This window comes from Francisella-like endosymbiont, from assembly GCF_003069505.1.
Classification (GTDB): domain Bacteria; phylum Pseudomonadota; class Gammaproteobacteria; order Francisellales; family Francisellaceae; genus Francisella.
Map to the genome: position 1 here is coordinate 66,232 of NZ_QAPC01000004.1, position 14,659 is coordinate 80,890.

The following is a 14,659-nucleotide window of genomic DNA, read 5'->3' on the forward strand; positions in this document are numbered from 1 at the left end:
CGATAATTATATTAGCAAATAAAAGTTATGGTTAAAAAAATAATAATTTGTGCAGATGACTTTGGTATGAGTGATAATATTAACAGCGCTATTATTAATCTTTTAGAAAAAAAGATTATTAATGCCACTAGCTGTATGCCAAATATGTCAGCATTCAAACCAGGAATTGCTCAATTAAGAAAAATATATGATGATTTTAGTCATGTTGGTATACATTTAAATTTAACTGAGGGTAGTGCTTTTACAAATCCAAAATCTATAACTAGCAATCGAAAATTTTTATCGCTATCAAAACTTCTTGTCAAATCAAAACTCAGAGCAATAAGTTATGCAGATGTTTACAATGAGTTGAAAGCTCAGATAAATAACTTTATCGAACATTGGGGTGAGTTACCTGATTTTATCGATGGTCATCAGCATGTCCATCATTTTCCAGTGATTAGAAAAGCTGTTATAAATCTATATAAAGATTTCAATATGTATACTAAGCAAACATATATCCGCTCAACATATAAAATAGATAAGTCAGATTTTAAGTCACTAATAATCTACCGTAGTGGCGCAAAAAAATTCTATAACATGTTAATAAAAAATAATATCAAACATAATTCAAGTTTTTCTGGTGTCTACTCGTTAGAGAGTAATAATCAAGACTTTAGAAGAGTTATTCTAGAAGCTTACGTCGAAATTAAAGATGGTGGCATAATAATGTGTCACCCTGCTGTAGATATTGATATAAAAGATCCGATATCGCAATCACGCGTTAAAGAATTTGCATACTTTAACTCCAAACAAGCGCTAAAAGATCAGAAATATCATAATATTATACTACAATAACTACTATTTTACCTTCTTGTAGATATAGCGTGGATTAATTGTATCTGCTAAAAGTTTGTTCTCAAAATCAACCCTAACCAAGACGCCTAATGTATAACACATAATTAATAAACTACTTCCTCCATAACTTATAAGTGGTAGTGTAAGTCCCTTAGTAGGGAGTAATCCTGTATTAACACCAATATTAACAAAAACTTGAAAGGCAACCCAAAAGCCAACACCGTAAGCAAGACAAGCCTGATAGTATCTTTTAAGTTCAAAGGCCATTTTAGCAATACTCATAGCTCTAAACACAATAAATAAATACACTACAAGTAGAACCATCAAGCCAACAACACCTAACTCTTCAGCAATTATAGAAGTGATAAAGTCAGTATGCGCCTCTGGTAAGAAAAACTGTTTTTGAATCCCATTGCCAAGCCCATCACCAAACCAGCCACCACGTCCAAAACCTATCAACGCTTGAACAAGCTGATAGCCAGAGTCATTGGCATTTTCCCATGGGTGTAAAAAACCTGTTATTCTATGCATTCGATATGGTGATATAATTACCAACATTGCTGCCATCATAACCATAGCACCCAAAAGTAAACCATACCAACGCACTTTGTTACCTGATACAAACAGCATCCCCATAACACATATTGAGATAACAACTGTAGAGCCAAAATCTGGCTGCATCAACAACAATATCGCGATACAACCCAACAAAGTGATTGGTGTGAGAATCCCTTCTTTTAAATTAGCCATTTTTTTTAGATTTTCAGCGATATAACCTGAGAAGAATATAATTGCTAAAAGTTTAGCTAACTCTGCAACTTGGATATTAATAATTATCAAAGGTATCCAGCGTCGCGCACCATTGACACTTTTTCCAATTCCTGGCACAAGTACAGCAACCAAAATAATCAGCATCACAAAGAAAAAAATATTATAATTCTTTTCATAATTCTTAGTTGGTACTAATAAAGCTAATAAAAACAAAAAGATTGTAATAATTGCAAAAAAGCTCTGCCTAATAGAATAAAAATAAGGATTATTGTAGTCATCTAAAGCAACAATCATTGATGCAGAAGTCACCATCACCCAACCAAAAGTAAGCAGACCAAGCATTATAAAGATAATTGAAATATCAATCTCTAGTTTGGCTCTTATACGTTCTTTTTTTGAGTTTTTCCTGCTTAATAACAGTTTTAATCTATATAGCACTTTTATTTCCTAACTTTTTTGCTCTAGCTGAGCAACAAGATTTTGAAAAACTTCACCACGCTGTGCATAACCATTAAACTCATCAAAGCTTGCACATGCTGTTGATAGTAATACTATCTCATTAGCTTGAGCTTTTTGACTAGCTAGTTCGAAAGCTTGTTTCATATTATTACATAACTGATATTTACAATAGCTTTTAATATAGCTTTCAATATATTCTTTATCAGCTCCATATAAATAGACATATTTAACATATTTATCTAGCGATTTTATCATCAAACTAAAATCACCACCCTTTGCTACCCCACCTAATAATAATATGATATTTTTAGAATTTGTTATACTGTTAAGAGCAGCTATTGTAGCACCAACATTGGTACCTTTTGAATCATTTATATAAGTTATGCCATTTATTTTTTTTACAATCTTACAGCGATGTTCTAAGCCTTTAAATTTTTTAATAGAGTTTATTGATTGATTAATATCTAAGCCTAACCTATCAAGGATATTTAACACAACAATAATATTTTCTAAATTATGCTCACCAAACAGATTAGTCTCAGTAATATCTAATAGCTTTGTCGAGTTCTTGTAGATAGCTCCTCTTACTATTTGATATTCACCAGCATACTTGATGCCATCATTATGTACATCATAAACAAAAAAATCATTACTGAATTTTACTAAATTAAGTTTTGACTGCTTATATTCATCAAAATTTTGATGTCTATCTAAATGATCCGGTGAGACATTAATAACACAACCTAAATCAAATCTAACACAATTAAATAAATCTATCTGAAAGCTTGATACTTCAACAATACAGTAATCAAATTTTTCATCTATTTTATTTAGAGCTGGGGTACCAATATTACCAACAAGAATACTTTTATAACTAAGGTCTCTGAGGACAAAATCAGTCATTGTCACTACTGTGCTTTTACCATTTGATCCTGTGACAGCAATTGTTTTAGCTTTAGTATTCTTAATATACTGATAAAATATATCAATATCACTGACTATTTTATCTTTAAATTTAGCTAGCACTCTGTATGGTGGCTTATTAAGAGGAATTCCTGGGCTGACTGTGATTAAGTCATAATTATCTAAATCATAATTAACAAACTCATCATTATTCTGCGATATATCAACTGTAATATCCATAAAACTTGCAAGAAAATCACAAACAGACTTACCTGTAGAGCCATAACCAACCATCAGTAGTTTGGTTATCTTGTTATCATTAAAATAAAAACCAAACATTATCTAACCTTGATAGCAGCTAAACCAATTAAAAAAAGTATCAAAGAAATTATCCAAAAGCGTATTACAACTTTTGTTTCTGGCCAACCTTTTAACTCAAAATGATGATGTATAGGTGCCATTCTAAAAATTCTTTTACCATTTCTAAGCTTATATGAGCCTACTTGTAACATCACTGATAAAGCCTCTACAACAAATAACAATCCCATAATAAAAAATATCAACTCTTGACGTATCATCACTGCAATTACACCAAGTACTGCACCTAGTGTTAGCGAGCCAACATCTCCCATAAATACTTCCGCTGGATAAGAATTAAACCATAAAAATGCTAAACCAGAACCACACAAAGCTGCACAAAAAACTGCCACCTCAGCAAGTCCAGAGCTACCTAAATAGGTAAACAATAAATAATTTGCTAAAGTACTATTAGTTTCAATGTATGCATAAATACCTAATCCAGCCGCAACAAGTACAATAGGTACAATAGCCAAACCATCTAACCCATCAGTAAGATTAACAGCATTACTACTTCCATTGATAATAAAAAATGTCAAAACCACAAATAAAACAATACCCATTGGGATATATAGACTCTTTGAGAACGGTATCGATAAACTCATCTGACCATTATTAGACAATAGATAAAACAAAACTATAGCCAAAACTATTGAGAAAATTGATTGCAAAGCAAACTTGTGCTTAGCTCTTAAACCTTTAGAGTGCTTAAGTACTAGCTTCAAATAATCATCAAAGAATCCAATAGCTCCAAAGAAAATAACCACTAAAATCAAAATCCATAAATATATACTTGTCAAATCTCCCCAAAGTAGACAAGAAATAATAACTGACGAAAGAATCAAAATACCTCCCATAGTTGGGGTATTTCTTTTAGAAAAATGGCTTTGTGGACCGTCATCTCTAACAACTTGACCTATTTGCATCTTCTGTAACCACCTAATCATCGGCCCACTGAGAAAAAGAGTAATTAGTAACGATGTTATCGAAATCATGATTATTCTTACATATACATAACTACTAAAAACTTCTAAGCCTTTGAAATAGCTTAACCATTCAAAAAGATAAATCAGCATATATTTAAAATGTTTAATGACCTTAGGGTATTATAATAGATATGTTATTTTTTTAATAGAGTCAAAATCAATCTCTAGATAGTTGGCTCGAATTTTTTATATTTTAGCGCAAAATCATCATTTTCGAACTGCTCATAATTTTTGATAAAAGCTCTTGCTAACGATTTATATTCTTTTTTGTATTCAGCGCTATCACTCCAATTATTGGTAAGTTGAAGCTCTTGACCATTATCATTTATTGAAGTTAAAGCTTTAAAATTAAAATACTTTTGACGGGTAAATTTAAAACTAACATTTTCTGGTTTAGTCAATAAGTAGTTAACAATAATTTTTGTCTCTTCGACAGGAACTCTTCTACCTGTCTTATAATCACCTTCAATCCAGCCAACATTTATCATATAAATTTTAGCATTACTATGCTTTAAGCGCTGGCGTAGTATATTAGCATATCTAGTTGGCTTAAGTAGTAAAAATGGTTGTGCATAGCAACTTGTAAACTCTGGTTTAGGCTCTGTAACACCTGCCTCTACACCTATAGAAGTAGAAGTATATCCAGATAAAAAATAGTAAATTGCTTGACCCATACTAAGTTTTGCAACTCTTGGTAGCACACCTTTTGCGTCTTTCACAAGAAAGATTATTGTATTAGGATTATCAGTATTTACAACATTATCAAAGTTTTCACGCGGAAAAGTCACATAGGTATTGCTTTGTGAATTACTCTTCTCACCAAATACAATATTTTGATTATTATCAAAGTTAGGATTTTCTATCAAAAGATCACCAGCTAATGCTTCTTTAATCCGTGGATCATCTTTTTTAAAACTTGCTGATTTAATTGTCAAACCTGACTCTAAGCTATATACACCACGCATTTCTGTCCAGGCAATTGCCTCATTAGCAACTAGACTCTTATTTCGGTCTAAAGCTAATGTTGTTTTACCACTACCAGATAAGCCAAAAAACATCGTACTATTAGCTTCGGTATCAACACTGACAGCACAGTAAAAGACACCAATATTATTCAATGAAAGATAATAGCTCATAACTGATAACAGCACCTTATTTATCTCAGCAAGATACATAGTCCCAACTAATATACTTTCTCGCTGTTTGAGATTAGTTGCTATTACCTTTGGTGAGTTTAAATTAAGATCTAGATAATCATCTATCTGCGTTTTAGGTGAATGTATTATTACCCATTGTGGATCAAATGACTCCAATTCTTTTTCATTCGGAGTTATCGATATTAACTTTAAAAAATAAGCAGCTGAAGCCTGAGTAGTTATTAGTCTAACTGCTATGGTATATCTTTCATCATGATTATAAAAACCATCAACAACAAAAAGATCTTTTGTTGCTGCTTCTTGAAGTAGTTTTTCTTTGATTAGCTTCCAGTTTTTTCTTTTTAATCTTTTATTATATGATCCATCTTCACTCCACCAGATATTCTTTTTAGCATATTTAGTCTCAACAATGTACTTATCATTAGGGAGTCTACCTTTGATCTCACCACTGTCAACCACTAATGTTTTACCATTATAACCTATAAAACCATCACTATTATGTGCATATTTAGCTAATTCTTCGAGAGAAAGGGTTTTATGCACATTTTCACAAATATATAGATACTTATTTTCATTTATGGTTGAAGGATCCATTAACAAAAGTCCCTTAGCTTACAAAGCAATTAAATTTAAGTAAAAATTATAGCTAGTATATACTTTTTTCAAAAAAATATGTTATTGTTTTTGTAATAAAGTAAACTATTAAATAAATTTATTTAAGCAATTATTTCTACGACAAAAATGACTAGTGAAATTAAAGTGAACAAGACTAATTTTATAAAAAATATCATCAAGAAAGACATTGAAACAAAGAAAGTCTCAGGTATTCTAACTCGCTTTCCTCCTGAGCCTAATGGCTACCTTCACATTGGTCACGCAAAATCTATATGTCTTAATTTTGGTATTGCACAAGAATTTGGTGGTAAATGCAATCTACGCTTTGATGATACCAATCCTGACAAAGAAGACATTGAGTATATAAATGTCATCCAAGAAGATGTAGAGTGGCTTGGTTTTAAATGGGAAAATCAACCGCGTTTTGCTTCTGAATATTTTGATAAAATGTATGAGCTAGCTATATTACTTATAAAAAAAGGCAAGGCTTATGTCTGTGATTTGTCAGCAGAAGAAATGCGGACGTACCGTGGTACAGTAAAAGAGCCGAGTAAAAATAGTCCATATAGAGAACGCAGTATCACTAAGAACCTTGAATTATTTGAAGGTATGAAAAATGGTAAATTTACTGAAGGTAGTAAAACTTTGAGAGCAAAAATTGATATGTCCTCTGGCAATATCAACCTTAGAGATCCAACTTTATACAGAATAAAGTTTTCTCACCACCCTAAAACAGGTGATAAATGGTATATTTACCCAATGTATACATTTGCTCATCCACTTGAGGATGCAATCGAAGAAATAACTCATTCACTATGCACTTTAGAATTCCAAGACCAAAGACCATTTTATGATTGGGTGATTGAGGAAACAGAATTGAAGATAAAGCCACAACAAATTGAATTTTCAAGACTTAATCTTAATTACACAATTACAAGTAAGCGAAAACTAAAATATTTGGTTGATAATAAGCTTGTCAATGGTTGGGATGACCCACGTATGCCGACTATAAAAGGCTATCGCCGCAGAGGTTATACTCCAGAATCTATTCGTAATTTTTGTGACATGATAGGAATATCTAAACAAGATTCTGTTATTAACGTTTCGGTTTTAGAAGATGCTATTAGAGACGATTTAAACAAAAATGCTTTAAGAAAAAATGTTGTCTTAGATCCAATAAAAGTAAGCATAAAAGATATGCCTAACCATCATCTAGATGTACCAAACCATCCACAAGATCCAAAATTTGGCCGCCGAGAGATCACAATATCATCACAAATATTTATTGAAAAAGATGACTTTGTTTTCAAACTAAAAAAAAATATGAAAAAATTTAGTCCAAATGGTAGAGTCCGTTTACTAAACGGCTATGTAATTGAGTGTCAAGAAGTAATCACTGATACTAATGGAGAAGTTATAGAACTACAATGCTCTTATTTATCAGAAACTCTAGGTGGTAAAAAGCCAAATGATGGTATCAAACCTAATGGTATTATCCATTGGGTTGATGCTAATAATTGTCTTGATGCTGAAGTTAGAATTTATGATCGCCTATTTAATGATGAAAATCCGGCAAGTGCTGATCGTATTGAAGATGTTTTAAATCCAAACTCATTACAAGTTATCAAAAATGCTAAAGTTGAAAGATCTCTTGAAAATGTCAAATCTGAAGAGCGTTTCCAGTTTAACAGAGTTGGTTATTTCATTGCTGACCTAAAAGACTGTTCTCAGCATAAGCTAGTATTTAATCGTATCGTGACTCTTAGAAACTAATTCAAAGGTAATACACTAAAATGTTATCAAACTCGAAAAAAACTATGATATGTGCTTTTCTTTTTTTGTATCTGGATATTTGGAACTTTAGCTTTATACACTGAGTATTCATTATATGTTGATGTTTTAGAAACGCAAAAAAATATATTTTGAAAAAATAAAACTTTGTTAGAAAAATTAACTAGTCCTTTAGGTGTGTGTGGCCTATATCCTTTAGTATTCTTTTTTATTTTGCAAACCTATGCAACACATTTAGAATACGATTGGCTAATGTGTATAATGTCACTAACATTAACGGCATTATTTTATTTATTTGAAGTCAATATAAAGTATAAAATATTCGATAATATTATATTCGTTTTTATTTTAATAGACATTACAGTTTTTATATTTTATAACGCTTTCACATATTTTTCTCCTTAGCCTAAAACTAGAAATTTTGGTAATAAAATTGCTGTCAAGGCTGAGCCTGAGCAATTTGTCAAAAACAATTTAAATCACGACATAGACTATGTCACAGGTGATAGCCCTGTTTATAATCAAATGTAATTACCGGTTGGAGCATTATTAAATAAGTAAACCTTATGTGTTTCTCAAATTTTAAAATACTATCACCTTAAAACAAAATGGTTTTAGTACTCAGGCACACCAATACACAAGCATTAAAAGCATAGATAAATTTAGAAATACAGATGTTAAATTATCATTTTATCTAGTATAGAAACACCAAAACTAAAATTTAGAGTTTTTGCTAATATTGTTTTTATTAAGATGAGTACTTATTGACAAATTTCTTAGTAATAAGGTTGCTAGACTTGTTAACACCGCTATGGCTATAAATGTATCTAAACCGTAACACATCTTTGCTTTAGCTAAGCCTAAATCATTATCTGAAATATAGAAGAAACTAGCGATAAAACCACCTAATTTGCCTCCCACACCTAGTGTTACTAACCAAATACCCATATATAAAGCCACAAAACCTTTAGGAGCTATTTTTGTAATCATTGATAAGCCTATTGTTGATAATGATAATTAAGAAATTCCTAGTACAATATAAGCAAAAATAATCCCATATGCAGTAACTTTAGTACCTTGTGGTGAAATAAGTATTGAGATTAATATAATTAAGAATGTTACTATTAGCAAAATAAAAGCTATATTAAATTTATCAATATCACCTATTTTTGTTTGCTTATTATCCAAATACACCCAAAATTTACCAAGAATACCGGCAAAAAATAATACACTTAAAGATTCTACACTTAAAAACTGACTAGGGTTTAATAACGAATTATCAACAGAGTATTGAGTAAAAAGTAATACACTTATAAAGATTTGAAAATATAAGCCCCAGTATATAATCGATAACAAGAAAAATATCCCCGCAACAAAAACTTTTTTATAACTAGATTTTTTATTGATACCCCAAGGATCAACATAGATGTTATTACTGCTATAAATATTGAGAGATTGGCTATTACAAGTTGCTCAAAAATATAGAATAAAACTATAATGTATACTGTTAATAACAAAGCTACTTTTATAACTATAGCCAAAGTAAGCTTAAACTCAATAATATGCTTATTTAGTAACCTAAAGCCGATAAGCAAAAGACAAATCATAAAAGCACTAACTACCATACTACTATAGAAAGGTGCGCCATAGCCATAATTATTTTTTAACCAGCTAGCTATAAATAATGCCCCAAAGCTACCTAAATTAATTCCCATATAAAAGATATTAAACAAAGTCTCTCTTTGAATCATTTAGGCTAGACTTATCGTAAAATCTACCAATAAAAGCCGACATATTTGATTTTATAAGACCAGTACTGACAGAAACAAAACTTAAACCTAAATATAGCATACTCTGACTACTTAAATATGCTAGTATAAAAAATCAGCCTAACATAAAAAACGAACCTAATAAACCAGCACGATAATAGCCTAAATATTTCTCAGCAACAAAACCACCTAGAATAGCTGATATATAAACCATGGAAAGAGTTGTACCAACTAAAGATGCTGATAAATCTTGAGAGATTTGAAACTTATTGATCAAATAAAATATCAACAATGATTGAATTATGTAGTAGCCATAACGCTCAGCAAACTCAGCTAGTGAGGTAATTGCTAAAACTTTTTTCTCCTCTCTGAGATCTCTAGAATTTATATCTTTGGCAGTCATATTTAAACTAAATAATTAAAATTAAACTTATATAGGCTCTATGATAGCATAACCCTAACTATATTTTGATTATTCTAATTCTAAAAGCTCTTCCCAAAGTAAATATTTTTGTTCAAGATCGCGGCGGTTTAAATCTTCTAATTGCTTTTGTACTTTTGCAATCTTCTGCTGTGATTTTTGATAAAAATATAGTTGTGAAATTTGTTGTTGTATAATCGCAATATTAGCCTCAAGTTTTTCTATCTGATTTAGCAGATTGCGTAGTTGTTTTTTCTGTTCATAAGCCAGCTTTTTTTAATTGCTCAATATTATTCTTGGTAATTTTAGCTGGTTGTTGTAGTTGTTTGTGCTGTGATAACTAATCATCATATCCACCAACAAACTTTTCTAAATGGCTATCATCAATCAAATACTATAGTACTTGTTGCGACATTATTTATAAATTCCCTATCTATTATGACTTACTATAATTATAGTACCTTGATAATTTATAAGCATTTCCTCGAGTATTTCTAAAGTCTCGATATCCAAGTTATTTGTCAGCTCATCAAAGGACTATGATATTGCTAGGTTTTGATAAAATCTCTGCCAGTAAAAGCCGATTCTTTTCACCATCAGATAGATGTGTAATATCTCTGGTGTAAATAAAAACTTCTGAAGATAAGTTTTTACATGAATCTCTTATTAAGATTAATAAAATCCTATTACTCTTTAACATTATTGATAATACTAAGTGTTTCATCTAATTGATCTCTTAATTGATCAAAGTAAGCAATTTTAATACTATCTGCTAGAGTAACCCCACCTTGAGATAGTTTATCCAGCCAAAGTAAACAATTCAAAAGAGTGGTTTTACCACAGCCATTCTGGCCGATAATTGTAATCTTATCACCCTTTTGAATCTCTGTTAAAAAATCTTTAAATTAAATACTTACCAGCATATTCAAAAGCAATCTTGTCAGCTTGAATAACCTTTTTCGATGATTTATCAGCTTGATCAACTTTAATATCCGCTTTACCAATATTTTCACGCCTTTATTTGCGTTCACGACACATCTGCTCTAGAGCTCTGACTCGCCCTTCATTTCTTGTACGTCGTGCTTTAATCCCCTGACTAATTCATGCTTCTTCTTGAGCTAGCTTTTTATCAAACTCACTATTAACCTTTTCTTGGACATCGAGTATTTGCTATTTTTTCTCAACAAACTTAGTATAATTACCATCAAAACAATACAAATTTCCTCTATCTAATTCGACTATACTTTTAGCAACATTATTGAGAAATTTTCTATCATGAGTAATAAAGAGTATTGCCTCACTAAAACTATCTAAAAATTCTTCAAGCCAATTAATAGAATCTATATCAAGGTGGTTAGTTGGCTCATCTAAAAGAAGTAAATCAGGCTTTTTTATTAAAGCTCTAGATAGAATAACTTTTCTTTTCATTCCCCTAGAGAGATCTTTGAATAATGCTGTTGAGTTAAGCTTAAGTTTAGATGCTAATACCTCAACATCATTTAGATATCTCAACCATGATTCTCATCGATATAACTATGTAATTGTTCAAGTTTAGCAGATTCTGTATTTGACACTAAAGTCTACTGGTATGCGATTAAATACTCTTCCAGAGTTCCTAAGCCTCGAAGTATAACACCAGCGATACTTCTCCTTGCATATCATTAGGAACTTCCTGATCATGCTTGTAATAATAGCATTATTATGCACAATAACCTCACCACCGTCTGGGGTATTCTTCGATAATTTTTAGTAGCGATGATTATCTGTACCATCACGACCTATTAAGCAAATTCTTTGACTTTTTGAGATTTCTAAATTAACATTATCAAGGACTATTTGCGTACCAAAGTTTAGACTTAAATTTTTAAGAGATATTAACTGCATTTAAGAAAAATAATCAAATTTTATTAATGGTGATTATTGTACCCTTTCACGCAATATTTTAATAGAAAATACAAAGATAATCGCTGCAATAAAATACATCCCTCCACCAAATGAAATCGGCGAACTCGGAGATATTGATGCAAGATGTCCCATCATAATATCATTTAAAAACCAAGCCAAACCAAAACCTGCTCCAGCAGCACCCATTGCCTTACCTTGTTCCTTATCAGTAACTGCTGTTGAAATCATTGTTAAAAGAGCTGTATAACAAATAAGTTGAGAGGTTGATAAAACTATTGTCAGCAACCATTGTGTGATTTGATTAATTAAAATAGCCACAAAAATAAAACCTATACCACAAATAACTGCGGCTCTTACAAAAGCTATCTGATTAGATAATTTTGCAAAAATCATAGGTTGAATAACAATACTCGCGACTGCTGTAGATAATCCCATAAGAGCATAAAAAACACCCGTTTGCGAAACTGTATAGTTATAAGTCAAATTTAAAAACAATGCTATGCCCTGGCCATAAAATCCCCACGCACATTGAACTAATAAATATACTACCCCAATTAATCTAACACGCTTATCAGATAATAAAAATGATATTGTCTTGTAGATTGTTCCAAGTTGAATAACTAAACCAGGATTCTTCGGTAAATCTTTAGTCATGATAATAGCTATAAAAACAATATTAATCAGTGATAATATCGCTGCAAAGATAAACGGTAATGTATGACTAACATTCATTACTGAAACAAAACTTGTAACTATCGGACCAACAACAAAACCTAAAGATGCTGCCATCGTAATATAACCTAAATTTTTAGACTTATCTTTTTCTGTAGATATATCGATGACTGCAGCTTGAGCAATTTCGAAAGCTCCTCCAGCTAAACCACAAACAAATCTACTTGCTACAAATAATAGATAGTGATGTGAGTATATAGCATATGCTGATAAAATATATGATATACATGTGGTTGATAAAGCAACAATTAGTATAGCTTTGCGTCCATACTTATCTGATAATTCACCAATAATAGGACAACCGATTATTAAGCCTAATGGCCAACATGCCAAAGCTATTGAATAATACCAGTTCTGAAAGTTACCGCCTGGATCACCAAAAGTAATACATGACTGACCAAAAAATAACGACGGCATAATAGGGAAAACAAGCCCTGCACCCATTATATCTATTATAATTGTTGTAATAAGCACTGGGATTAAAATATTCTTTGCTTGCAGATTCATTGTAGACCTCATATATTATAAAAATAGTAATATTAAGAAAAATTCAACGCTATATACTACCGTAACGATGCTTTTTTATCAATGTTTAGAAATCTTTAAGATATAATTATGCTCTAATACTAGTTTTTTGAGTGCATCAAGAAACATCTTTATATAAAAGATAAAACACTATCAAAAAATTGTTTATAGCCTACTTCTATCATCTTGGAAATTTACCTTTTACTCTATATACAATTTGTTTAGATTTATTATTCACTGCTTTTTTTAGTTATATTGGAGCTTCTTCTATAATTTATCTTAATGTTTAAGATAATGGTTACACTCTTTATATGTTATATTTCGCTTTAACAATTATTGTGTTATCTTAACAAACCTCACATTAAAAAAAATTAGTGAATCAGTTGAACTTAAAGTATTTACACTTATTGGTGTATTACTTCTTAGAGTTTTTGTTATGATTATATAATAGTCATACACAATTCAAGCATGGTTATATTTTTATGTTCTTAATGCTTATTACTTGTTATGGTTTAAGTCTAAGCTCAACTTCACTATTAAGTTAGTCTTTACAGCTAATATCTAATCATTTTTGAGCAGCTACAGCTATAAATAACTTTTTCAAATTTTCACTTGCTGGCTTTGCAAACTTTGTGATGAGTTTTTCTGTTGGTTCTATGCTTGTATTAAACTTACCTATACAGCAATTGACTATTATCTTAATCACAATAGTACTTTTGTATACTTACTAAGTGCTATGAAAAGCTAGGTCTTAGCTATAAAAGTATAAGCGTAAAGATTTAAAATGACAAAACAAGAACTAAAAAACTACTACCAGTTAGCTTTTATTAATAGAGTCAATGATGTGATTTCAGTGATTTTATTATACAAAGTATTCGTTGTATTAATGACAGGTAACATTATGATTAGTATCGCTGATATTATTACGAACCTGTAATTTTCTGATTTTGTGCAAATAACTCTTCTATTTAACTTTATTATTTCTGGAGTTATTGCGCATAACTTTATAGCAAAAAGTACTATTAAGTTTCGTATTATATATCTTTATTATTTGTTCTTATATATTGTTTTAGTAGCACTTTTATATTGCACATAAATACGCTACATGATAATAGTTTTGGTTTTCTTATCCTTGCTAATATTGCTACGATTATGAGTGTAATAATGAATAATATATTTTATAGATTTCATTCTACTAAAATAAATCTAGTTGCTTATATTATGAATCTTTTAAACCTTTCACATATGATTACTGAAAAAAGATACCATGATGTAACGATATTAAGCACTACAATCTTAAGTTTCATTATCGGTTTAATTGTTGGAACATTTTTAACTTCTATGATTTATTCTTTTGCAATTTTAATTGCAGTCCCAGTTCTAATTAGTTTATATATATCAAACCACAAAATAAATCTTCAAAAATAAAAC

The 14,659-nt window shown here is 30.5% G+C and carries 7 protein-coding genes and 5 pseudogenes; 5 read left to right on the forward strand and 7 right to left on the reverse strand.

Translation table 11 applies throughout. The features are described 5' to 3' along the window. Positions 1-27 precede the first annotated feature (27 nt). Complete coding sequence (gene naxD, locus C9379_RS07035; protein ID WP_143384524.1) at positions 28-837, forward strand: N-acetylhexosamine deacetylase NaxD; 810 nt, start codon at positions 28-30, stop codon at positions 835-837. 3 nt (positions 838-840) lie between these two features. On the opposite strand, the gene ftsW is transcribed toward naxD, so the two are convergent. From ftsW to C9379_RS07055, 4 genes are all read right to left on the reverse strand, one after another. Beyond that, positions 841-2,046, reverse strand: a complete 1,206-nt coding sequence (gene ftsW, locus C9379_RS07040; RefSeq protein ID WP_143384523.1) for a putative lipid II flippase FtsW — start codon at positions 2,044-2,046, stop codon at positions 841-843. Positions 2,047-2,055: 9 nt separating this feature from the next. Beyond that, positions 2,056-3,309, reverse strand: a complete 1,254-nt coding sequence (gene murD / locus C9379_RS07045) for a UDP-N-acetylmuramoyl-L-alanine--D-glutamate ligase (protein WP_143384522.1) — start codon at positions 3,307-3,309, stop codon at positions 2,056-2,058. Next, positions 3,309-4,403 carry a phospho-N-acetylmuramoyl-pentapeptide-transferase gene (gene mraY, locus C9379_RS07050; RefSeq protein ID WP_143384521.1) on the reverse strand — a complete coding sequence of 365 codons (1,095 nt, stop codon included), beginning with the start codon at positions 4,401-4,403 and terminating at the stop codon, positions 3,309-3,311. Before mraY ends, murD begins: the two co-directional genes overlap by 1 nt. Positions 4,404-4,477: 74 nt before the next feature. Then, positions 4,478-6,064 (reverse strand): phosphoenolpyruvate carboxykinase (ATP), encoded by a 1,587-nt coding sequence (locus tag C9379_RS07055; RefSeq protein ID WP_343377569.1) that lies wholly within the window; start codon positions 6,062-6,064, stop codon positions 4,478-4,480. Between the two features lie 147 nt (positions 6,065-6,211). On the opposite strand from C9379_RS07055, the gene C9379_RS07060 reads away from it, so the two are divergent. Further along, entirely contained in the window at positions 6,212-7,858 is a 1,647-nt protein-coding gene (locus C9379_RS07060) for a glutamine--tRNA ligase/YqeY domain fusion protein (protein ID WP_143384519.1), read from the forward strand. Between the two features lie 133 nt (positions 7,859-7,991). Then, positions 7,992-8,579: pseudogene (locus tag C9379_RS07065) on the forward strand (glycosyltransferase family 39 protein); the annotation flags it as partial. A 45-nt stretch (positions 8,580-8,624) separates the two neighbouring features. Here C9379_RS07065 and C9379_RS07070 read toward each other — a convergent pair. The 3 genes and pseudogenes from C9379_RS07070 to C9379_RS07080 form a co-directional block, all read right to left on the reverse strand. Further along, a pseudogene (locus C9379_RS07070) lies at positions 8,625-10,048 on the reverse strand (peptide MFS transporter). A gap of 69 nt (positions 10,049-10,117) precedes the next feature. Further along, positions 10,118-11,950, reverse strand: a pseudogene (locus C9379_RS07075) (ATP-binding cassette domain-containing protein). Positions 11,951-11,983: 33 nt separating this feature from the next. Further along, positions 11,984-13,210, reverse strand: coding sequence for an MFS transporter (locus tag C9379_RS07080; RefSeq protein WP_318263204.1), 1,227 nt, complete (start codon positions 13,208-13,210; stop codon positions 11,984-11,986). A 167-nt stretch (positions 13,211-13,377) separates the two neighbouring features. Here C9379_RS07080 and C9379_RS08920 point away from each other — a divergent pair. Together C9379_RS08920 and C9379_RS07085 are read left to right on the forward strand one after the other, a co-directional pair. Continuing rightward, positions 13,378-13,959 (forward strand): annotated as a pseudogene (locus C9379_RS08920) (MFS transporter); the annotation flags it as partial. A 53-nt stretch (positions 13,960-14,012) separates the two neighbouring features. Next, positions 14,013-14,656: pseudogene (locus C9379_RS07085) on the forward strand (DUF1275 family protein). The last annotated feature ends 3 nt before the right edge of the window (positions 14,657-14,659 follow it).

Excerpts from the sequence above, each read along its gene's own strand:
- naxD (WP_143384524.1), top strand. The coding sequence starts at position 28 with ATGGTTAAAAAAATAATAATTTGTGCAGATGACTTTGGTATGAGTGAT.
- murD (WP_143384522.1), bottom strand. The coding sequence starts at position 3,309 with ATGTTTGGTTTTTATTTTAATGATAACAAGATAACCAAACTACTGATG.
- mraY (WP_143384521.1), bottom strand. The coding sequence starts at position 4,403 with ATGCTGATTTATCTTTTTGAATGGTTAAGCTATTTCAAAGGCTTAGAA.
- C9379_RS07055 (WP_343377569.1), bottom strand. The coding sequence starts at position 6,064 with ATGGATCCTTCAACCATAAATGAAAATAAGTATCTATATATTTGTGAA.
- C9379_RS07060 (WP_143384519.1), top strand. The coding sequence starts at position 6,212 with ATGACTAGTGAAATTAAAGTGAACAAGACTAATTTTATAAAAAATATC.
- C9379_RS07080 (WP_318263204.1), bottom strand. The coding sequence starts at position 13,210 with ATGAATCTGCAAGCAAAGAATATTTTAATCCCAGTGCTTATTACAACA.